Origin of the sequence: Streptomyces graminofaciens (assembly GCF_030294945.1) — a bacterium.
GTDB classification, from domain to species: Bacteria; Actinomycetota; Actinomycetes; order Streptomycetales; family Streptomycetaceae; genus Streptomyces; species Streptomyces graminofaciens.
In genome coordinates, this window is record NZ_AP018448.1 from 2,140,305 (window position 1) to 2,162,623 (window position 22,319).

Consider the following 22,319-nt stretch of genomic DNA (forward strand, 5'->3'; position numbering starts at 1 on the left):
CCCGGCTCGCGGCCGGCCGCCGGGATCACCGCGCCGGAAGGCCCCATCCACAACTTTTGACTATTGCTCCTCGCGCGGCTCGTGCCGCTGCCCTGCGGCCACCACCGTCCGGACCGCCTTCAACGCGGTGAGATCCTCAAGGGGATCTCCGTTGACCACCAGCAGGTCCGCCCGGAACCCGGGAGCGATTCGCCCCGTCGTATCGCCCAGCCCCAGCGCGCCAGCTGCGTCGGCGGTCGCCATATCGAGGATCTTGCTGTTCGGCAGACCCAGGTGCGCGTAGAACGACAGGGCAGGCACCAGTCCGTCGAACCCTGCGCGCTGGACTCCGGCGTCGGTTCCGGCGATGAGCTTGGCGCCGGCCTCCGCCATCTGCCGTACGAGGTCGAACATGGAAGCCGCCCGCTCCTCGCCGAAGAAGCGGGGGAGCATCTGCCAGTGAGGGCTGACAGCCGGGCAGACTGCGATGTCCCGCTCGATGATCTGCTTCAGGACGTCCTGACGGAGGTCGAAGCCGTCGTTCGTCATCCACGTGCAGTGCTCGATCGTGTCGACGCCCGCTTCCACGGCCGCGGTGATGCCGTCCGTGCCGTGCGCGTGTGCGGCAACCGGCAGGCCGGCCTGGTGGGCCTCGTCCACCAGGGCCTGGAGTTCCTCCTGGGTGAACTGGCTCTGCCAGCTCTTCGGCCCGCCCTTGGTCAGACCACCTCCTGTGACCATTGCCTTGATCACTCCGGCACCCGCCGTGACGTTGCGCCGTACGAGGTCGCGGACCTCGGCGACGCCGGAGACCTCGCCCCCGAGGAAGTGGCAGTGCCCGCCGGGTGGGGTCGCGGGCGTGCCCGCCGAGACGATCCGCGGGCCCGGAGTAATGCCGCGGGCGATCTCCTCGTCCAGGCGGAGGGCGAGGCCGTTGCGATCGCCGAGGTCCCGGGCCGTCGTCACCCCACTGTGCAGGAGCTGCTCCGCACGGCGCCGCATGTCCGTCAGCAGGGTCTCGTCGCTGGACTCGTGGAGCGTGGCCACGGGGTCCGCGCCTCCGTCGAACGCGAGGTGGACATGCGCGTCGATAAGACCGGGCACGATCGTGCCCTCGGGGAACGCGAGGCGCACCACGTCCTGACCTGCCTGCTCAGTGACCTGCGCGCGAGGCCCCACCGCCGTGATCGAATCACCCTCGACGAGAATGGCACCGTCGTCCAGGTACGTCCCGGAGCCGACGAGGACTCGGCCTGCGGTGATGAGCATCTGGTCTCTCCTTGATCTTCGTTGGTCAGGCGGACAGGCGCAGTGCGTCCGACACGGCGATCAGTTGGCGGACGTCTGCTTCCCGGTTGGCCTCCTTGGGCACCGCCAGCGGTACCGCCGGACGAGGCACAAGGGCTCCCTTTCCGATCGTGTCCACAGCGTGCCGAAGGTGGTCCGCCAGCACGGATGGGGGCAGATCGAGCACTTCGATGTCCTCCGACGCGTCGGCCAGGTGCGGGCTGACATCGACCAGCCCGTCACGGCACTCCACTATCCGTCGGTGGTAGCGGCGGTGCACGCCGCGCGCCCGCCACCGGTCCCACAGCCCGGACGAAGCGGGCCGCAGCACGTTCTCGGGATATGCCTCGGCGAGCAGCTGCCACAGCGGAGCCAGCCGACGGTGGTCACGGCGGCGCCGCATCCAGAGCCGCGCCGACGTCACCCTCGAGCGGGCCCCCGGATAGGTGACGCCCACGAAGAAGAGCAGGATGGACACCACGAGCAGGAACGCGACACCTGCCATGAGCGACTGTGGCACGGTCCCGCCGCTCCACCGGATGGCGACGAAGACCGCTCGGACAGCGCAGGCCACCGCCATCGTGCTGAGGCCGACTGCGACCATCCACAGACCCGTGGCGTGCGGTCGCCGTGACATGCGGGCATAGCGTCGGGTCCAGCGGCCGGCGGCGCCGAGGGCGTACATGAGGTACAGGCCAGCGCCGCCGTAGAAGAAGGCGATCTGCGGGATCGTCATGTCCGCCGTGCTGAAGGAGCCGGCGAACACGTTGTGCGGGACCGACAGCGCGGCGACCGTGATCGCCACTGCCACGGCTGCCACGAGGAGGGCTTCCCGCCTGGCGCGGAGCCGACCGGCCTGCCCGTCAGCCGAGTACAGGTAGAAGCACATCAGGAAGTAGACCGTCAGCAGAAGCAGCACGTTCTGCACCAGCTTCGCGGTGCCGTGCCCGGCCACGGTGTCGACGCCCGAGGCACCGCCAGGCATGGCCAGGGGATATGACAGCGCCGCGCTCAGCAGGCACAACGTGACGGAACGAAGCGGCGCGTCATGAGGCGCTCGCGACCACTGGTACAACTTCCAGACAACGGCGACCGCGAGGCCCAGGAGGATCACTTCGGTCACGGTTCACAGCCACCCTCGCCGGTCACCCAGCGCCGCCTGAACCCGTCGAACCGAGGGATCCTCGGAGAGCGGGGTGACGTGATCAAGCACCGACGACCACTCCAGGATGATCGTGGCCGCGAGCTCGACAGCGCACTCTTCCCCGTCGTCGTACGAACACCGGCGGGCCACGCGCCGGATCAGGGCGGGGTCAAGCACCGGGATCATCGTGGCCCAGCCTTCGACGAAGTCGTCCGGAGCTTCCTGGCCCTCCTCGACCGGCTCATCCTCGGCCACGATGATGTGGAACGCCTCGTGCAGGATGATGTGGTCCTGATGCAGGGGGGTCGTTTCCTGCTGGTAGAGGACCACGTCCATTTGCGGCATGTCGACCCACAGACCCGATGGCCCGGGCTTCTCCAGCGGGAAGGGGCGCAGGACAATCGGGCGCCCACGCCTCTCGCCGAGCGCCCGGCACAACTCCTTCACGTCCAGCGGCGGCTGTATGCCGAGACTCTGAAGCTCTCGCCGTAGTCGGCGGTGCAGGTCTCGCTCCACCGTTCGCTTCGGAGCGGTACGCCACCGTCCCAACCGCCTGCGGCTCACCCCGTCCTCCGCAGGAGTCTCGGGCTGAGCTGCGTCGCGGTCACTTCTTCCAGGCCACATCGGTGATCCCTCCGTACCAGCCGTGGATGACTCCGAGACGGAGCCGGGCGACGGCCGCGCCGTTTCGACCATGTCCAGTCCCCGCTGCACCACGCAGCCGAGGTGCTCCGGGGAGCGAGAGCAGTACGCGGCCCTTGCCGCGAACACCCCGATCCGTGGACCACACGAGTGCGCGCCCAAGATTCACCTGGTGCCGAACGTCGCTAGCGTGAACAGTCGATGACACATCGCAAAGCGTCCGCAGCAGGCTTTGGGAACAGCATCGGAGACTACGCGAAGCCCACACCAAGACCTGACTGAAAAGCACCCCTCAACTGCGACCCAACAAATCGCACCAAAATAACGCACGTGACTGTAGATCATGCTTTTGAACTGGCAGTTCTCAGGGATGACGCGCCCACGCCAAGTGCACCGGGAGGCCTCAGATTCGTTACCAATCCGAGATATTATTACTGCTTACAAATCGGCCATTTAGCAATGGAAGACAGTGAAAGCCCCAGTCCACGCAGCAGACGACGAGCTGTGGCCATGGCCACTTTCGGCCAGTCGGGACGTGATTCGCGATTACGCTTCCAGCCATGCGCACCGAGATGCAGAGCCAGGAAAATGGCTACGTGGAGTTCTGGAGCGAGTACCATCTGTGCACCATGACGACGCTCCGGCCTGATGGCCGCCCCCACGTCGTGCCGGTTGGAGTCACCGTGGACGTCGACGCCGGTATCGCTCGGGTTATCACCCGCAAATCAAGCAGGAAAGTCGCCAACGTTCAGGCAGCGCTCCCCGGCAAGGCACGCGTCGCCGTCTGCCAAGTGGACGGAGGACGCTGGGCAACGCTGGAGGGCACGGCCGAAGTCCGCACGCACCCAGCCGCAGTAGAGGATGCTGTGGCGCGCTACGGGAAGCGGTACGGGCGGACGCCTTCTCCGGATCCGGAGCGCGTGGTCATCGAGATCACGATCGACCGGGCCATGGGGCAGGTGAGCTCCTCCCAACCGGGGAACGCCAGAGCTGCCGCCTAGTTCTGCCGCATGCTCCAACCCATCTCCTCACCTGCAGGTCGGAGTCCCTTCACGACCATGCACGAGCGCGCCCGTGCCCCGATGCGGGACACGGGCTGCCGTGCCTGGCGTCTACGCGTCGATGCCGTTGGCTGCGTTCAGAATCTCGACGCTCTCGGGGTCCTTCGGCGCCGAGCGTCGGTACTGGGGGTGGCCGAGGTCCATCTGGAGCGCCGCGTGGAGCGGAGCGGGGTATCGGGTCCGGTCTGACCAGGAGATGGCCTGGTGGCTGAGCCGGGCCGCGGCGACGGCCAGGAATTCCCGGTCGTAGCCTTTCCGCGTGTACATGGGGGTGATCTCGCGCGTGGTCATGCTGTACCACGGCGAGTTCAGCTCGTTCTCCCTGCGCTCATCGGCGTTCTTCGACGCCTTGCCCGGGTCGGCACGCCAGCGGGTCTTCCACTGTCCGTGGCGCTTCTTGCCGTAGTTGCGGGGCACGGTGAACAGGAACCAGGGGTGGCCTTCGGGCCGGTCTTCCGGGTAATACAGGTCGCTTGAGGTCTTGAGGGTGACGGTCTTGCCGTTCTTCTGTTTCTCGGTGACGGAGACCAGTCGCGGCATCTCTGCCTGCATGCAGTTCATCCGAAGGATGCTGACGGGGTTCCAGGAAAGAGGAAGCCCGGTTCCGGGAAGCCACAGGCGAGGGTCGTCGGTGTCCTTACTGAGGCCCTGCTTCTTGTTCTGGAGGCCAGGCCATACGCGGCGGCATGCGTGGCCGTCGATCATCAGGGCATACGGGAGTCCGTCGAGTTCGTCGTGAAGGTTTTTGAGAGCCTCTTGGACGTCTTCGCCAGCCTGTGCCCAGCGCTGGAAATCGCTGTCCCCGTCCTCCGTGTGAAGGGGGTAGTTGGCGGCGTGGAAGTTGCTCTGCGCCAAGGCGTACTGCTCCCACTCCGGGTGGATGTTGCTCCAGCCGAGCATGCGCCAGGGGCCGCCGGGTTCCCGGGAGGGGATGATCGCACTGGCGCAGATGATCCTCTTTGGCTCTCCCTTGAACCTGCGATCGGTGGCCTGCTTGCGGATGTGGATACCGACGAACGCCATGCGGGGCAGCGGGTAGGGGTCGTCGTCAGGGTAAAGGGCTCGCTCGAAGCGGTCGTCCACGACTCCGCACGACCGGTAGAGATCCAGCAGGCCCATGTAGACGCGGTGGTCCTCAAAGGCCTTCTTGGGCCTCTTGACGATGCTGAAGGTCTTGGTGAAGGGGTCGTACACGCGGCCGACGAGGAACTGGGACGGCACCGTGACCTTGGCCAGTTCGCGCACGACCTGGTGCTTGGCGTCGCTTTCCTCAAGGGCCTTCTTCACGTCGGCAGGCTTCATTCCCTCGTGCTCTTCGCCTCGCACGGGGATCTCAGTCTCGCACCAGGCGGCGAGAAGAACGCCGGGCTCCGCGAACCGGCTGGTGATCTTTTCTGTGTCCGAGGCCCGCTGGGTAGCGGGACCGTGTGCCAGAAGCTCCTCGGCGTTGCAGAAGACGGCCTCGATGCCAGGCGCGAGGGGGACGGATTCACCCTCGATGGGGTCGAGTTCGTCCGGGTCGAGGCCGTAGGGGTGGGCCAGGCCGTGGATCATCCGCATCCGGGTCTCGTCCCGGTACCACAAGCACAGGATGCGCAGGGTCTTGTACCCGGCCGTCTCGATTGAGCGACGGATGCTCTCGGGCGAGGGCTTGCCGACGAGATCGACGTACTCGCCGCTCTCCTTCTTCCGCGTCTTGTCCCTGCCCTCGGCGGAGGTGGCCGGCTCATGGGCTCGCTTGCCGAAGATGTTCCCCTTCGACTTCAGCTCAAGGGCGGACACCTTGTCACCAAGAGCACGACCGATGTGCTCCTGGAGCAGCGCCAGGTGGTGGGTGCCTGCGCCGGTGCCGACGGCGAAGGAGTCCGTCTTCGGCATCGTGGGCCGGATCGTTCCGGGCGGTGGCGTCAGGATGTCGATCCTTTTGCCGTTCTCGTCCCTGGCGTTGAGCAGGCTTCGCTCGTGGGTGACGCGTTCCTCGATGGCGTTGAGCGAGGTCCTGTCGGCGTCCATCTTCGCCAGGATCTCCAACGCGTGCCTGTTCGTCTGACGCAGGCCACGTCCGTCCAACGACAGGGAGAGCAGCGGCCGGTCCTTCCCCTGGTCCACCAGGACGGTGCTGGAGTGGATCACGGTGTTGTTGACACGGCGGATGTGCGCGTTCAGGTTCAGGACGGGGTTGGGTTCGGCCGTGTAGGTGGCCATCTTGACCGACAGGCGGGAGAGCGCGTACTGGACCTGTGCCCGGGTGGGGTTCTCAGGCCGGGCCTTGACCGCATCACCGAGGTCCACCGGGTGGGCAAGACCGGCGAAGACCGGACCGATGGGGTTGTCCCAGGCGATCAGGTCACCGTTGCTGACAGGTCGGTAGTCCAACGATGCGACGTTCCCTGAGGGCTGCCAGTCGACGGTCCTGTGCTTGGTCTCACCGTTCTTCCCCTCGTACTCCTCAAGGACCGGCTCCATCTCCCGGTCCTGGAACGACACGGAAGCCAGCTTCTTGGCGATGTGCCACCTCACCGCCTCGTAGGCCCAGCTGTCGGGGCTGGCGGGCTTGCCGTCGTCCTTGGGCAGGATGTTGTCGGCGAGACTCAGGCGTTGGGGAGCGGTCTCCGCGATGCGCTTGGCCAGGTCGGGGACATCCCTCAAAGGGATCTCGTCCACAGGAACCTTGCGGACGACTCCTTCCAGGTAGGCGAAGACATCCCTGAGGATCTCGGGCTTCACGGGGTTGAGCGTCACCATGAACGCCAGGTTCTTGTCCAGGTAGACGTAGCCGTCAGTGATCTGCTGGAGAACGGTGACGGCGATGGAGTACGGAACGAGAAACGGGTCGGATTCCTGTTCGTTCTTGATCCATTTGCTGTTCTGCGCGGCTGTACCCCTCAGTTCCCTCCATGCCTTGCGTGTAGGCGAGTGGTAGTCCCCGAAGTCCCAGACCATGGCAGTCATGCCGTCCAGGAGTTCCCTGGTGCACCTGATCGAGGTGGTGCGCGCGGTGAGATCCCGCTGGTTGTTGCTTCGCCCCATTGGGCGTTACCTCGTCTTTCTGGTCTTTCTCCCCGGGCAGAGGGAAGCGGTCGCAACTCCGTCTCGAAAAGGCGGAGACTGGCAGTGGGTGGTTCAAATCATGTCGCGGTCGAGTCCCGCATAGGTCAGGAATGCCTGAAGCGCTTGACCGTAAAGCTCGTTCATGATCTCGCGCTGCTCCGGATTCCAGTCGGCGTAGATCTGTTTGATGATCGTGGCCAGGTCCGAACTGAACTTCTTGTCATGGATGGAGTGGTCCACGATGTGGAGGGTCATGTCGGTCTCGCCGCGGCGGGCTCGGCCGGCGAGTTGGATGAGCAGCACGAGCATGCCTGCCACGAGTTCCTTGCGGAGGTCGTGGTCCATGTTGGAGAACCGGGCCGGCGAACGAAGGATCTTGGAGAGCTGCTTCCACGAGGCTTCGCTGGCCTTCCGCAGGACTGGAAGGGGCTCATCGCTACCGTCTACGGGAAGGGTGTTGACTCCGGCGGCGTTGACGCTCGCATGCATCCAGTCGGTGTCCTCGATGCTTAGGACGGGGCGGACGCACAGGTAGATGTCGCGGACCGCCGAACGGGTACCGACCACGATGTTCAGGCCTCGCCCGATGACGGCGAGAGGGGCGATCAGGATCTCGCCGCGGTGGGGGAACTCCTTCAGCTCCTCCCGGACCATCCTTTCCACGTGGGCGGGGAGATGCTCCTCGTAGTTCTGCTTCTCCGGTTTCTTCACCAGCAGGCAGACCCGGTGGTTCAGGCCGTCGGCCTGCGCCACCCCCGAGGCGAGGTAGGCGGCCTGCTCATAGGAGTTGACGGCGAGGATGACGCGGGCCCGTTCCGGTTCCTGCTTCTCCAGTCGGGCTAGGCGCTTGGCGAGTTGCTGCTCGTACAGGCCCCTGCCGAGGTCGCGGAGAGCGTTGGGTTTCAGCTCGGGCGGGAGTCCTCCGATCCTCATGGCGTCGCCGTTGCGGCCTCGAACCGGGGTGGGGACGGTGACGATGGACTCGGGGCGGGTGTCGGGCAGCCACCAGCGCACGGGGGCGTGGATGTGCTCCTGCACGGCCTGGGGGAGGTAGGCGGTGGCGGACAGGCCCATGACCGGTCGCTGCACTCCGGCGGTCAGCAGGGCGGTGAGGCCGCCGAGTTCGGAGACGAAGGTGTGCGGGTCGCCACCGAAGGAACGGGAGAGGAGTTCCGCCTCCTTCTCCTTGTTGTCCATTCCCTTCACCTGGTAGCCGTGGATGGACCGGCCCAGCATCGCCAGAGGGTAGAGGGTGGCGACCGTACTGCTGCGCATGGTTTCGAGGATCTTGCGGACTGACCCGAGGTCCAGGTAACGCAGGGTCTGTGCCCGCTCGCGCAGACTGTCCAGCGCAGCGTCGAGTTCCCGGAGCACAGTACGAGTGACCAGTAGGTTCACCACCGCTGACCGCTTGTACGCATCCGGCACGATGCCTGCCAGGAGCTTACGCATCTCCTCGCGCGTGTCGGTGAGATGGTCTTGGCCCCGCTGGGCGGTAAGCACTGTCAGGGCTGTCTGGACGGCCTCCCAGTCGGCTCCCTCGGGGAGTTCGTTCTCCTCATAAAACTCGGACTCATGCCGGTGGGCGGGCATGACCTCTTCGAGAAGGGCGAAGAGGTCCGGGGGGATGTCCTCGCCGGCCGTCTGGTCGGGGAAGAGGAGCTGGAGGATTTCGCGGTCCCGGGAACGGGCCAGGCGCCAGCCGGTGTTGTCACGGCTGGCTCCGTCGGGGCTGTCCGTCTCGTTGCCCGGGTTCAGCTTCAATCCGCTGCCGGAACAGAGCCACAACAGCAGCATCTCGGCCATGAGCCGAGCGTGGCTGACCGGAGACACCAGGTCCATCTCGTGGACGATGGGAAGGTTCTTGGCGTCCTGATCGATCTCCCGAAGCGCGGTCGTCCGCTTCCGGGACGCCAGGGTGATCTCCGAGGTGCAGCGGCTGACGGCTGCCGTCTGGAAGGCGTCGATCTCGTCGATCAGCATCACGTCGCAGGCCCGCAGCGCCATCTCCAGCACGCTCATGCCCCTCGTACCGCGCGCCTTGCCACGGAACTCCTGCCCGTCCAGCACGACGCCGATGCGGGTCCGGCCTTCCAGCAGGTTCGCGTGGTTGGTGACGATCACGGCCGCGTCAGCGGCACGGTAGAACTGCTGGAACTTGCCGCACACCGGGGCGAAGGAGCAGGTGTGCCGGGTGGACCCGGTGACGGCGGAGGTCAGCGACGTGCAGTTCTCCTCGCCGTACGGGTACAGGCTCGGTGGGTCCATGAGGGCCCGCTGCGCGCAGCCGGCCGACAGGAGCCCGATGTCGGTCCTGGCACGACGATCCCACTGGTCGATCTGGGTGGAGGGGCTGAGGGCCGCGTAGTCCGTGGCCCGTCGGTGCATGCTCGTCGGCGACATCAGAGGAGTGCAGTGAGCAGGCTCGGGGAGATGTCTCTCCCTGTGCAGGTAGGCCAGGTCGTTGTTGATGTCCCAGGCCATGTCGAGGGTTGCGCGGACGTCGGTGACCGCCAAGGCGATACGGACGTCGTTGAGCGCCGCCCAGGACGCCATGACCCGCACCAGGACCGTCTTGCCGCTTCCCGTGGGGGCGTTGAGGACCTGGAGGTCCCCCGAGGTCAGATCGAGTTCTGTCAGCTCGCCGTCGGTGGTCTTCATGCCCTTGAAGAAGCGCTTCAGGGTCCTGTGGAGGTAGGCGACGCTCTTGTCCTGGCCGCTGAGGATCTTGGCGACCTTCAGAAGCTCCTTCACCGTCGGCGCCACACGGTCGCGCTGTGGACGGGTCCTCACCTGTGGCAGAGCTTCGTGGCCAGGCGCCTCCCGGAAGCCGGGGGTTTCCTGGATATGGATGTCACGGCTGGTCGTGCCGTGCTCCTTGCCCAGGTAGGCGGTTCTTGTCCTGTGCGTTCCCGGCCCGGCGAACGCCTGCGCCTTGGGGCGCTTGCCGAAGGTGAAGAAAAGGCCGGTGATGCGCTGGGCGTAGCCGAGACAGTCCCCTCCCACCCGGGGAATCACGGCGTCGGCCGTTTCGGGTTCTCTGGCCGGCAGTCGCAGCGAACCACCTGTCCTGTCGGCCATGTCGGGATCGGGAGCGAAGGCTCCGAGCAACGCGAGGGCCGCCGACTTGAGCTTCTTCGGGTCCGTCCACTCCGGCGACATCAGGACCATCACCTGACGGATGACGTTCCTCTCGGCCACCGGCAGGCCCGCCCATTCCGACCACGCCCGCGGCTTGCGGTGGGCGAAGAAGGAAGCCTCTTCGAAACCGGCCAGCACCCGGCCCTCGTCGTCCTTACGCGGAAAGTAGTGCGCCGCCAGTGCGAGTGCCCCCGCCAGACCGGCTTCCCGCCCTGTCATCTCCCCGCTCACACCCGGCCCTCCTTGACTCCCGTGATAACCATCTCGACGTAGTCGGTGGCGGTCATCGCCGCCTTCATCCCGTACGTGCGGCACACCATGTCGAGTTGGGCCACCTGCTCCTGGCGGTGGTCAGGCACGACCAGGTAATCCGCTCCTCCTCGGTCGCCACCGTCCATGTGGAGTTTGCTGACCAGATGGTTCACCCACGTGTAGTCCTTGAAGTCGGCGGGGAACGCCGGCTTCCCGCTGTTCGGGTGGGTGATCCAGTGATCGCACTGGTCTCCGTTGGGCCACAGGTGTGACGTCCAAGCCGTGCCCTCAAGGTCCGCTGAGACAGCCCGGTGAAGAGCCAGTTCGGGGAGGCCGGGGACCACGGTGTAGCGCCACACCGGCCGCACCAACGCCACGTACTCCTCGACGGGCTTGGCCTCCGGCACCTGCGGTAGGGCCCCGGTCCACAGTGCCGCGAAGCGTCCGGACGGGACTCTGCACCCAAACGTCGGGCTCAGGGTGGGTGCCGACTTCTTCCGAGCGGTCACGACGAACTCGTAGGACGCACCGGTCTCCTCGTGCCAGGGATACAGGCACCGCACCCTGCCCTGGATGCGTGCACCAGAACGAGTGGCTGCCACCTTCATCGGCCACTGGCAGGCGGGACAAGGCCACCACCAACCGTTGTACTGCGCGTACTGGGAGATCGGCTTGTAGAAGTCGTTCGCCCGGGACGGCAGCTTGAGGTCGGGGAGACCGCCCTTCAGGACCGTCGGGTTCTCCACCAGCGTGGTGCGGTGCCTCTCGTAGAAGGGGCCTTTGATCGCGCTGAAGACGGCTTCCTGGCTGTACTCGTCATCCAGCTTGGGTTTCGTCACCTGGCCGCTGAACTTGCCGACCTTCTGCGCGGCCCGCATGACGCGCTGGGCTTCGTGCCGGAAGTCGAACCCGTCCTCGGTGGCGACCCCCTCACTGTCCATCAACCGCACGCCGGCGAGAGCCTGAGTGTCGATCCAGTCAGGCAGCAGCCCCTCCAGGGAGCCTGCCCGGTCACCGGTGAGCCTCCCCAGCAGTTCCTCGAAGCGGATCAGATGCCCGGGGCCGCACGCCGCCATCAGGATCCCGTGGGCCTCGATGAGCCGGTCCAGACGCTTCGGGCCGTCCAGCTCCTCGCTGGCCATCGCGTGCTCACACACGGCGAACGCCTTGACGATTTCCAGCAGGGCATGTGTCTGCTGAATGCCTGTCGTGTCATCAGCTTGCTTCACGAGCCGGAACCCTACGACAGGGCACTGACAGTGGCCCTTCCCCCGAAGACCTTAATCGAAAACATCTTCGAGCCCCTGGGTGTCGATACCGGGATACAGGGCACGGTAGGCGTCGAGGTGGTCGGTGATGTGGCGCCGACCGGAGTCGGTGAGAAGCCACCGGTACGGCCCGTGGGCCACCCCGTCCGGGTGCCGAAGGACGATGAAGCCCCTGCTCGGGGTACGCCCGTCGGGGCTCTGCCCCACCGCGAGGTAGTGCGGTCCACGTCCGGCGAGACTGCCGTCCACTCCCTGCACCCCGGCGCGTGCGACACGGACCATGATCTTCCACAACCACAGCGACAGGAGCGGCGCGGGCGGTCCCGCTTCGCGGGAGACACCGAGCGCCACGCGGGTCACCGCCCTGCCACGCCGGGTCATCTCAACCCTGGTGCGTGGCACGTCCCCTAGTCCGTCGAGATGCACCCGGTCCCGGTACACGCGGATCAGGCCGCGTCGCTCCAGAGCAGCCACGGAAGACCCGGCTCCCGGATCATGCACCCCGGCCTCGCGCAGCCGCTCCTGAATGCGGGTGTAGCCGACAACGTCGGACGGGACGGAGAGGGCAAGCGTCATACGCCGCCACTCGACTGCCGGCTGGCGCCGTGCTCCCACGTAGCGGTTCTGCCGCTGCTCCTCCTCGGCCTCTTGGTCCTGATGGAAGATGCAGGTCAGGTAGGTGCGCTGCCGGTCGTTGAGACCCTGCCAGGCGGTCATCGATTCCTCGGACGGCCTTCGTGCCTGCCGCGCGGGAAGTACCGGGAGGGGGTCGTCCGGGCGGCTGCGGTGCCAGGCATCCATCACCACCCGGACGGGAACCCCGTAGACCTGGGCCAACATGCGCGCCACCTGCCCCAGGGTTTCGGGAGAGCGCCACATCCAGCCGCGTACGTGCCGGCCGCGTTCCAGGTCCCGGATCTTCTCCGCGCTGAGATGCAGACCCTGTGCGCCCCGCTTGCGCCGCAGAACTGAGGCGGCCTCTTCCGTGCTGATGCCCGCGCCGCGGCGCAGGTCCGCGAGGGTCTCGGTGCCTGGCTCGTTGCCCGTCAACTCCCGAGCATCACAGCGCAACACCTCCAGCAGCCGTCCGAAAGCCCGATCGCCAACGGCCCGTGCTCCCGTCTCCCAGTGGCGCACGGCACGTGACGTGACACCGACGGCCGCAGCGACCTCCTCCACGCTCATGTCCCTGAACAGTCGCTGGCGTACCAGGGCCTGGGGAGAGATTGACTGCGCCATGCTCCTAGCAAATCTCAGTGAACAGTTCACTGCAACTGTCTTCTCGTCCGGGCCGCCAACGGCGCTGCGGCACTGTGTGCTCGAAGACGTATGCGCCCGCCGTCGGCCAACCCGATCTCGCGGAACTCCCTATCCGCACCGCCTGCTCAGAACAGGGCAGACTGATTTGGCTCGACGTGCTGGTCGGAGTTGGTCGGGGCGGGTACGCGCCCGGTGCGCTCGTTCTGCAGATCCCACAGTTCGCGGAACAAGCCTTCCTTCTGGGCCAGCAGCTCCTCGGGGGTGCCGTGCTGGATGACGCGGCCTTTGTCCAGAACGACGATGCGGTCGGCGATGGTCACGTTGGTGAGTCTGTGGGTGACCAGGACGACCGCGCGGTCGGCGGCAAGCCGACGCAGCCCGGTGAAGATGCGGTGCTCGGCCCTTGGGTCGAGGGCGGCGGTCGGCTCGTCCAGGACGAGCAGTCCGGCCGGCCGATGGAATGCGCGGGCGAGCGCGATCCTCTGCCACTGTCCGCCGGACAGTTCCTGCCCACCCCACCATTCCTTGGCCAGCAGGGTGTTCAGCCCGCTGCGCAACCCGTCGATGACCTCGTCGGCGCCTGCGGCATGGGCCGCGGCGAGCACTGCGGCGTCTCCGTCCTCGGTGGCCTGGCCGAGGGTGATGTTCTCCATCGCTGACAGGGGCCAGTTCGCGTAGGACTGCGGTACGACGGCGACACGCTCCCAGGTGGCATGCGCGTCCAGGCCCCTGGTGTCAATGCCGTCCCAGGAGACGGCTCCCTGATCGGGCAGGTACAGAGCCGAAAGGATCTTGCTGAGGGTGGTCTTACCGGAGCCGTTCTCGCCCACCAGCGCGACGACTTCGCCGCGCCGGACCTCCAAGGAGACGTCCTCGAGGGCGGGACGGTCGGCGCTCGGGTACTGAAAGGTGATGTTCTCGGCGCGTACGACGGCGGGGGCGGCCGGCGCCTGAGAGCCACGGTCGATGCGATGCCCACCGGCTTCGTCGATGAAGTCCGCCCAGTCGTCCAAGTACATTCCGGTACGGAAGAGTTGGGCTCCGTAGCCGACGACCCCGTCCAGTCCCGCGCTGACGCGGCCCAATGCGAGGAACGCGGTGCCGAGGGCGGCGACCGAGATCTGCCCGGCGGACACCAGCAGCGCCAGGGCCACCCACACCACCGCGTGGGCGAGACCTCCCGCTGCCCCGCCCACAAGGGAGATCCTGGCCGAGCGCCAGGTGGCCTGGTCGGTGGTCCTGTCGATCCGCGCCCCGGCCGTGCGGTACTTGTCGAGCAGGAACGGCGCCATGGTGCCGGACCGGACCTGGTCGGCGATCTGCTTGTCGACCAGGTACCAGCGCAGCATGCCCAGCAGCCGCCGGTCCTTGGTCGTGGCGAGCGAGGCGATGTAGCTGATGCGCGCCGCACGCACGCTGGCCACGCCCTTCGGCAAGGCCGCTAGGAGGAGCAGCGGCAGAAGGATCGGGTGCACGGCGGTCAGGACGAACGCCGAGGCGATCAGCGATGCCGATGCGGCGAGGATGTACTGCGCTTGAGTGAGGAGGTCCCTGGAGACTTCCACTCCCCGGTCGGCCGCGTCCCAGCGGTCGTTGTATCCGGGGTTGTCATACGCGGCCAGTTCCGCCTTGGTCGCCGCGTCGAGGAGCTCGAGTTCGGCCTCCCGGGCGATACGCGGGGCCAGCCGTGACGACAGGGCGGTGGAGGCGATACCCAGCAGGGCACGCAGACCGATGGCCCCCGACAGGACGACAAGGGAAGGTACGGCGGAGCGGAGCTGGTCGCCGCTGATGTGCTGCGAGGTGATCAGCGGCTTGATCACCCCGGTGGTGGCCATCAGCCCGAACGCTTCCAGCACCCCCGAGAGGAGCTGCACGCCGAGCAGGGCGATGACTGCGGCGCGGTCGACCTGCCAGCCCAGTGCGAGGGACCGGCGGATCAGTTGGGGCAGACGCCGGGCCATCGCACGGGTCGTGATCGCGTTGGCGGCCTCGATACGGCGGTCGCCGGGGATGACGAACTTCAGTTCCTCATCCGAGACCTCCGCCTCGCCGGTCGGCGCGGTTGTCGCGGTGGGCTTCGGGATGGTCGTCATCGGCTCCAGCCCTCCGCCGACACGTGGTGCCCGGCCAGGGAGGTCGTACCGAATCCCAACGGATCACGCTGTTCGCGGATGAGTACCAGGTGCAGACCGATCACGGTTTGATACGCCAAGGCGTCCCCCTATATGCCGTTCGTGGTTGCGGCTGACGCTCGCCAGCCGTTTCGTTCAGCGCAGTCGGAAGGTGCTGGATGGTCACGACGTGCCTCCGCTCGCCCCGAGGCCGGTGAGTTCGTCTTCGAGGTCCTCAAGACCACTGAGCAGGCGACGGATGGCGATCTGACGCTCGCGCCAGTGCCGCTTCAGATCCGCCTCCGCCTCCCCCGGCAGGTCGTACTCGGCGGTGGTGGCGCCGTACAAGCTGAACAGCATGTACAGCAGCGCGATCCGGGCGCATGCCCGCACCTCCCGCATCGGGAGACTGGGGTGCTCCGAGCGGTAGGCCCTGGCCATCGCCAGTGCGCAAGCCCCCCACTCGGTACTGGTGGCGACGGTGCGCGGGTCGAAAGCCGCCCGCCCCAACTCCCAGGCCGGCATAGCGTTGGCGCAGCGGAAGTCGATGACGCCGGTGACGGCATCGGCGAGGGTGATCAGGTTGGTGCGGCTGAGATCCGCATGCAGCGCCTGTTCCACCAGCGTCGCGGGCAGGTGTTCCCGCAACAGGTGGACGTGGGCGCGCAGGTCCTCACGCCGCTGGTCGAGGTCGACGCGCAGTTGGTCGAGACCGTCGTGGCCTTGGCGCGTGGCTCTGGTCATCACGGTGTCACATTTCGCAACAGCGTCCTCGACGGGCTCGGCCCGCCAGCGGGTCTGCTGCACGCGCCCGGGCAACGGGTACGCGGCGAGCGCACGGTGCATGCGTCCCATGACGACGCCGATGTGCTCGGCGAGGGGGACCGTCATCGCCGAGGGGTTCACCCGTCCGGGAGCCTCGTCGACCACGGCCCATGCGCTGCCGCCCGCGATGGTGACCAGGTTATCGTTGGCGTCGGGCCACACGCATGGAACGGGTAGCTTCGCGGCCCGGCAGTATTCCGACATGTCCCACGCGTTGCGCGCCTTGTCCAGGTCGGCCATCGAGGGGTACTGCTTGACGAACAGCCGCAGCCCATCGTCCGTCAGGACCCGCCGGTTGATGGTGTCCGTGCCCATGTGCACTGGTTCGACGATGTCGGCGACCAGCCCGTACCGGTCTTCCAGCACGTCAGCGGTCAACGTCTCGCCCCAGCCTGCTTCGTCCATACAGATCACCGGCCTTCGCGTGCGGAGGGACGGCATGCCGTGAGGAGGGTGAAGGCGTTGTCCTCCGTGAGCACTCCCCTGTCGACGAACGGGGTGAGGGCGTTGGCGGCGGTCGGTTCGGAGGCATAGCACCGAACGCCGAACAGGTGCGGAGCCGCAGCGGTTCCAGCGAAGACGTTCACGTACGCCACCCGCCCCACACCCTCTTGCGGGTCTCCAGGCGCAGGTTCTCCAGCATGATGTGCGCCTCGTCGACCAGGCCGCCGTCGCGGTGCTTGATCCCCCAGTTCAGCGAGTCCAGAGCATCCAGTGCCCCGTACGCCCGGCATGCGACGAGTTCCTCCGTGGTGAGGGGCCGGCCGTATCCGTGGTGGAAGGCGGCGTTGAGGTCGGGGCGGTGGCGCAGGATCCGGTAGCGCAGCCGGCTCAGGTCCCGGTAGGCGGCGGGCCGAAGCTCTGCCCGTTCGAAGTCGATGATCCGCAGCCGCTGCTCGGTCTCGTCCCACATCCAGTTCTTGGGCATGTAGTCGCCGTGCTGGGATACCTGGGGCAGGCTCGGAGGAACTTGCCCGGCGAGTGTGCGCGCAATCGCGAGGTCGTACTCCGGCACGTACGCCGCCGTACGGTCCAGCAGTTGGGCGACCGCCTCGTCCCACGCCTCCTCCGTCGCTGCCGGGGTCGGCTCGTCGGCTGCCGCGGTGTGGAACCGGGCGAGCAGTTCGCCCGCCTGCTCGTAGGCCGCCCGTTCCTGCTCGGCCGGCAGGCGTAGCGTGTCGAGAGCGCCTCCGGGCACGGCGGTGATCAGGACGGTGCGCGTCTGTGTGTCTGCGGCGACCAGCTCGGGTGCACGGTCCGCGCCCATGGCCACGGTCCACTTCTGGTACGCGGTCACCTCGCGGTGGTGGAGCTTCGCGCCCGCGTGGAGCTTCCCGAACCACCTCTCGCCGTCAGGCCCGTTGACCTCCCAGACGGAAGGCCGGATGTCGCCGGGCCTGGGGTGCTCGGCGACCACCGTGTACGTGTCGGTCACCGACTCCACCAGGTGGTGGAGTGCGCTGGGCATGTCGGTCACGGTGCGCCCTTCCGCTCGCCGAGCCATCCGACCACGCCACGATGGGTGACGGGTCGGATGCACTCAGTGTCCTGTTGTGGGTGGGTAGCTTGCCAGTGGGCACTGACATTGCGGCCTGAGCTGGTCATCTGGGGGTGGGAACGCGGAGGACGGTCCCGGAGGCCATCTCGGTCAGGGACTCGTCGAGCACCTCACAGCTCCAGCCGAGCGTCACGAGGTGCGGGTCGTTCTCGGCCTTGACGCGCTCCCGCAGGGCCCTGACCCGCGCCAGCGCGCTGTCACGGCTGATGCGGGCCCGGTCCGCGAACTCCTGTGACGTCGCACCGGTCGCGACCATCCGCCAGGTCTCGATCTCCGTTTCCGAGAAGGCCTCCGGGGAGGTGGCCGTCTCGGGACGCTGGATTTGCCCGGTGACGAAGCAGGCGTGGACGACGGCGGCCCGGCCTCTCACGCCGAGCTTCTGTCCGCAGTGCTTCAGCTGCACGTTGATCGTGCCGACGGTGATGGACAGCTCGGAGGCGATCGCGTGGGTGCTCTCGCCCTCCGCGACCTTCTGGGCGATCCGAAGCTGTGCGGGTGTCAGCGGAAGCGTCGCGGGCGGGCGGGTCGGGCGGGCACTCACGGTTGTGCGTCCTTTCGGTGAGGCGGGCTTGTCAGGCGCGAGCCAGCCATCGCTGCCGCTCGGTGTCGGTGACGAGGCGCTCGTCGTGGGCGAGTTCCAGGCGGGCGAGACGGGCATAGTGCTCGACCACCCCGGCGCCGAAGGCTTCCTGCGCGAGGGCACTGTTCTGGAAGGCGGTCAGAGCCGGTCCGAGGGTGGGCGGCACGGGGATCCCACCTGCGCGATAGGCGTTGCCGGTCGCTTCGGGACCAAGGGTGAGCTTCCGCTCGAGACCGTGGTCGATGGCCGCCAGTACCGCCGACAGCGCCAGGTAGGGGTTGGCGTCCGCGCCCGGCACACGGATCTCCAGGTGCAGCCCTTCACCGCGGCCGACGACGCGGACCGCGCAGGTGCGGTTGTCGCGGCCCCAGGTGAACGTGGTCGGCGCGAACGAGCCGGGCGTGAACCGCTTGTAGGAATTGACGTTGGGTGCGTAGAACGGGCCCAACTCGGGCAGGCCGGCGAGCAGACCCGCGATGGCGTGCTGACCGATCTGGGACAGTCCGTACTCGCTGCCAGGCTCGTTGAGTTGGCTGATGGCCTTCGACCACAGCGAGACGTGCAGGTGCAGGCCGTTGGCTCGGTCGGTTTCCGGGGCTGCCATGAACGTGGGTGCCAGACCGGCGCGCAGACCCAGGGTGCGCACGGCGTGCTTGAAGAGTGGGTGCCGGTCGCAGGCGTTGAGCGCGCTCCCGTACGGGAAGGTCACCTCGACCTGGCCAGGACCGGCCTCGGTCTTGATCGCTTCCATGGGCATCCCCGCGCCAGCGAGCGCCCGCTGAAGACGGCGCAGGAACCGGTCGGATACGGGGTCGTGATCGAGGGCGTAGTCCAGGTTCTCCGTCGTCAACGGTCGCAGGCCCTGATAGTTGGCCCGTTCCGCGTCCGCGTACGTGCCCCTGTAGAGGACGAACTCGGTCTCGATCCCCGCCTTGGGGTGCAGACCGTGCCGCGACAGCCGGGTCAGCTGCTGGTGGAGGATTTGGCGGGGTGCGATGTCGATCGGCGTTCCGTCGTGGTGGACGGCATCGCCGAGTACGACAACGGTGCGTGGCAGCCACGGCACGACGCTCAGAGTCGACAGAGCCGGTTGCACGGACAGGTCCTGGTAGCCGGTCTCCCACGAGGTCAGGGCGAAACCGTCGGCCGGGCTCATGTCGATGTCGGTGGCCAGGACGTAGGCGCACACCTCGGCGCCGTGATGCGCGACGCGCTTGAGGAAGTGGTTCGCGTCGTAACGCTTCCCCTTCAGCCTCCCCTGCAGGTCGGGGACGGCGAGCAGCACCGTGTCGATGGCGCCCGCCTTGACGAGGTTCCGCAGGTCGGACAGGGAGAAGGCCTTCTCGGAGCACCCGCCCCGCTCGGGGACGGACGCGGCAGCCAGGCGTGCCACGGTGCCGTTGCCGCTCGTGGTTCTCGTCATCAGACGACCTCGTTTTCGTACGTGGCCGCCGAGCGGTCGAAGTTCTGGGCCGGCACTTCGTACGAGCTGCCCTGCTTCCGCCACCACGCCCATGCCAGCGCGAGGACGACGAGCAGAGCGATCGGCGCGTAGTTGAAGGTCTCCACGGACACCAGGCCGCCGCCGGCGGGGCGCGTCTGCGGTAGACAGAACAGCACCGTCACGAACACCACCCAGACAACGGCGATCGTGCCGACGGCCACGCCCCAGTTGCCGAGGTTCCAGGGGCCGGGCCGGAAGCGGTCCCGGTTCTTGATGCGCAGGTAGATCGGGATCGCGTACGCCGGGGTGATGCCGACCACGTTGATACTGGTGATCGCCGCGTACGCGACCGGGCTGTACAGGCTCGGCAGGGCCAGCACGGCGGCGCACGCGACCGCCAGCACCACGGCCATGCGCGGAGTGCCGGTACGGCGGTCGACCTGCCGCCACAGGTGCGAGCCCGGCAACGCCCCGTCACGCGAGAACGCGAACACCATCCGGCTGGCCGCGGCGGTCTCGGCATTGCCACAGCACAACTGCGCGATGATCACCACCAGGAGCAGTGCCTTCGCCCCCGCCACACCCAGGGCATCCAGGAAGATCTGCGCGGGCGGCACTCCTGTCGCCGTGCCCACGGTGCCCGCGTAGTCCTGGATCGCGAACGTGAGCCCGGCCAGCAGGACGAACCCGGCCAGCCACGACCAGCCGATCGCGTGGATGATCCCGCGGGATGCGGACACCTGGGCGTCGGTCGTCTCCTCCGACAGGTGCGCGGAGGCGTCGTAACCGCAGAACGTGTACTGGGCCAGCAGCAGACCGAGCACCGCCGCGTAGAGGGGGCTCCAGCCGGTGTTGTTGACGAACTCACCGAACACGAAGTCCGAGGACTGGTGGTGGGAGGGGACAATCGCCAGAGCGCCGACGATCACCGTGACGCCGCCGAGGTGCCACCAGACGCTGATGCTGTTGAGGATGCTGACCAGCCGGACCCCGAACAGGTTCAGGGCGAGGTGCAGGACGAGGATGCACAGGAAGATCACCATGATCTTGCCCGGTGTTGGCTCGAATCCCCACTGCAGGTTGAACAGGGCGCCCGTGAACAGCGCGGCCCCGTAGTCGATGCCGGCGATCGCCCCGAGCAGGCCCAGCAGGTTCAGCCAGCCCGTGTACCAGCCCCATTTCCGCCCGCCGAGCTGCTCTGCCTGGTAGTACAGGGCCCCGGAGGTCGGATAGGCGGAGGTCACCTCGGCGAGGGCGGCACCGATGAACATCACCATGGCCCCCACGACGAGCCAGCCCCACAGCATCACCGACGGGCCGCCGGTGTTCAGGCCGAAGCCGTACAAGGTCATGCAGCCGGACAGAACGCTGATCACGCTGAACGAGATCGCGAAATTCCCGAACGGACCCATCCGCCGGGTCAGTACCGGCTCGTAGCCAAGCTCCCGCAAGTACGCGTCGTCGGACTTACGAAACGACGCTCGATGACTGGCGCCCACACGAGACACAGGACCACCTCCATAAATTCAGTGAAAACAAGGCAGGGCAGGTTCATGCCAATCTGGGTTGGACGAGCACCCCTCAGGGATGCGGCCCGGCACGCTGCCCGTGAGAGCGGGCGTAAGAGAAGGACTCGGCACGTGCTCGGAGCAGCAGAGCCTCTCCCGGGTCCGGACCGGTGGCACCCTCGTGTACTGAGGCCCACGGCTCCCGAGCCGCGTACGGGCCCATCGCTGCGAACACTTCGGCCGCCTCCAGATACTGGCTCCCTGCCCACAACGCATATGCGAGACAGCTCAGATCGGCGACCGAACACAGTTCAGCGGGAATCTTGCGGAACCACTCGTAAAAGGCGCTCATTGTGTAGCCGAGCGTCGAGTCCTGTGCCCACTGCTGACGCCACAACGGTTCAGCCCGGGATCGACGTCGCTGCTCGATCTGCGCGTACGCGGGCAGAAGCAGCAGCGGCGATCCCACTGGCCGCTGCGACGCCACCCATCTTGCGAAGTCGAAAACCGCGGCCAAGGAAGCACCCCCGGGCCCTTCAACGTCGAGCAGAAACTGCAGCACCCGGTGATAGGCCTCACGGTTGTACGGATCTCGCTGGTTGACCTCGTACAGCAAGCTCCACGGACCGTGCGGCAGCATGGGCTCGGCCGGCACGATGCGATGCTCGGAACGGACCTGTCGGGTGTCGATCTGCGCCAACGTCACGAGGCACACCCAAGGCAGGGGGTCGTACGGTGCACGGTTGGCGGCGAGCAGTGACTCACGTCTCGCCTTGGCCTCGAACTCCCATGCATGCAAATGCTGTTGGCGGTGTGCACGCAACGCGCGCTCCACGGCCACGCGGGCACTCATCAGTTGCGCGTCGTAGCTGCCGGGCTCTTCGCTCAACCACACGCTGACCACGTCCGACCGAGCAGCAGCAACGGCCAACATTTGAGTACGCGACGTCCGCAGCGCCCAGTGAGTACCCGTGTCCAGCAGCAGCTTCTTGGCCGTTCGCCAGCGGCCCGCCTCAAGTTCCTCCAGAGCCACCCGCAGGGCATCGTCGTGACCAGCCGGGTGATACACAAGAGGCATCAAGAGCCCTCAAATCGCAAATGGTCACACCTCGAAGACCGGAAACCGCCGCCAATACTCGCCTCAAGGACGCGTGCAGCGCGATACAACCTGCGTTTTCGGTTAGGGGTCAATGTCATCAGAGAGC

Annotated in this window: 16 protein-coding genes; 1 reads left to right on the forward strand and 15 read right to left on the reverse strand. The window is 67.1% G+C overall.

Annotated features, from left to right (window positions below):
* Positions 1-60: 60 nt before the first annotated feature.
* The 3 genes from SGFS_RS09315 to SGFS_RS09325 are packed head-to-tail and all read right to left on the reverse strand — an operon-like array spanning position 61 to position 2,746.
* A complete protein-coding gene (locus SGFS_RS09315) occupies positions 61-1,248 on the reverse strand; it encodes an amidohydrolase family protein (protein WP_286249326.1) in 1,188 nt (395 codons plus the stop codon).
* A gap of 25 nt (positions 1,249-1,273) precedes the next feature.
* Positions 1,274-2,389 carry an MAB_1171c family putative transporter gene (locus SGFS_RS09320; RefSeq protein ID WP_286249327.1) on the reverse strand — a complete coding sequence of 372 codons (1,116 nt, stop codon included), beginning with the start codon at positions 2,387-2,389 and terminating at the stop codon, positions 1,274-1,276.
* Positions 2,390-2,392: 3 nt separating this feature from the next.
* On the reverse strand, positions 2,393-2,746 hold the full coding sequence (locus tag SGFS_RS09325; RefSeq protein ID WP_286249328.1) for a hypothetical protein: 354 nt from the start codon (positions 2,744-2,746) through the stop codon (positions 2,393-2,395).
* Positions 2,747-3,612: 866 nt separating this feature from the next.
* Here SGFS_RS09325 and SGFS_RS09330 point away from each other — a divergent pair.
* Complete coding sequence (locus SGFS_RS09330; protein WP_286249329.1) at positions 3,613-4,053, forward strand: pyridoxamine 5'-phosphate oxidase family protein; 441 nt, start codon at positions 3,613-3,615, stop codon at positions 4,051-4,053.
* A 111-nt stretch (positions 4,054-4,164) separates the two neighbouring features.
* Here SGFS_RS09330 and SGFS_RS09335 read toward each other — a convergent pair whose 3' ends face one another.
* The 12 genes from SGFS_RS09335 to SGFS_RS09390 form a co-directional block, all read right to left on the reverse strand.
* A complete protein-coding gene (locus tag SGFS_RS09335; protein ID WP_286249330.1) occupies positions 4,165-7,143 on the reverse strand; it encodes an RNaseH domain-containing protein in 2,979 nt (992 codons plus the stop codon).
* Positions 7,144-7,236: 93 nt separating this feature from the next.
* Positions 7,237-10,536 carry a hypothetical protein gene (locus SGFS_RS09340; RefSeq protein WP_286249331.1) on the reverse strand — a complete coding sequence of 1,100 codons (3,300 nt, stop codon included), beginning with the start codon at positions 10,534-10,536 and terminating at the stop codon, positions 7,237-7,239.
* Entirely contained in the window at positions 10,533-11,786 is a 1,254-nt protein-coding gene (locus tag SGFS_RS09345) for a restriction endonuclease-related protein (protein WP_233443424.1), read from the reverse strand. The genes SGFS_RS09340 and SGFS_RS09345 overlap by 4 nt, the downstream gene beginning before the upstream one ends.
* 51 nt (positions 11,787-11,837) lie before the next feature.
* Positions 11,838-13,064, reverse strand: coding sequence for an XRE family transcriptional regulator (locus tag SGFS_RS09350; RefSeq protein ID WP_286249332.1), 1,227 nt, complete (start codon positions 13,062-13,064; stop codon positions 11,838-11,840).
* 146 nt (positions 13,065-13,210) lie between these two features.
* Positions 13,211-15,181: an ATP-binding cassette domain-containing protein gene (locus tag SGFS_RS09355; protein WP_286249333.1), complete on the reverse strand. Its 1,971-nt coding sequence runs from the start codon at positions 15,179-15,181 to the stop codon at positions 13,211-13,213.
* A 201-nt stretch (positions 15,182-15,382) separates the two neighbouring features.
* Positions 15,383-16,429 (reverse strand): phosphotransferase enzyme family protein, encoded by a 1,047-nt coding sequence (locus tag SGFS_RS09360; protein ID WP_286249334.1) that lies wholly within the window; start codon positions 16,427-16,429, stop codon positions 15,383-15,385.
* A 5-nt stretch (positions 16,430-16,434) separates the two neighbouring features.
* On the reverse strand, positions 16,435-16,611 hold the full coding sequence (locus tag SGFS_RS09365) for a hypothetical protein (RefSeq protein ID WP_286249335.1): 177 nt from the start codon (positions 16,609-16,611) through the stop codon (positions 16,435-16,437).
* Positions 16,608-17,492, reverse strand: a complete 885-nt coding sequence (locus SGFS_RS09370; RefSeq protein WP_286249336.1) for a phosphotransferase enzyme family protein — start codon at positions 17,490-17,492, stop codon at positions 16,608-16,610. Before SGFS_RS09370 ends, SGFS_RS09365 begins: the two co-directional genes overlap by 4 nt.
* Positions 17,493-17,625: 133 nt before the next feature.
* A complete protein-coding gene (locus SGFS_RS09375; protein ID WP_193380654.1) occupies positions 17,626-18,123 on the reverse strand; it encodes a LuxR C-terminal-related transcriptional regulator in 498 nt (165 codons plus the stop codon).
* A 31-nt stretch (positions 18,124-18,154) separates the two neighbouring features.
* On the reverse strand, positions 18,155-19,585 hold the full coding sequence (locus SGFS_RS09380; protein ID WP_286249337.1) for a glutamine synthetase family protein: 1,431 nt from the start codon (positions 19,583-19,585) through the stop codon (positions 18,155-18,157).
* The gene (locus tag SGFS_RS09385; protein ID WP_286249338.1) at positions 19,585-21,114 is read right to left on the reverse strand and encodes an amino acid permease; all 1,530 of its coding nucleotides are present in this window, start codon (positions 21,112-21,114) and stop codon (positions 19,585-19,587) included. The genes SGFS_RS09380 and SGFS_RS09385 overlap by 1 nt, the downstream gene beginning before the upstream one ends.
* Before the next feature lie 73 nt (positions 21,115-21,187).
* The gene (locus tag SGFS_RS09390; protein ID WP_286249339.1) at positions 21,188-22,147 is read right to left on the reverse strand and encodes a hypothetical protein; all 960 of its coding nucleotides are present in this window, start codon (positions 22,145-22,147) and stop codon (positions 21,188-21,190) included.
* Positions 22,148-22,319: the final 172 nt, after the last annotated feature.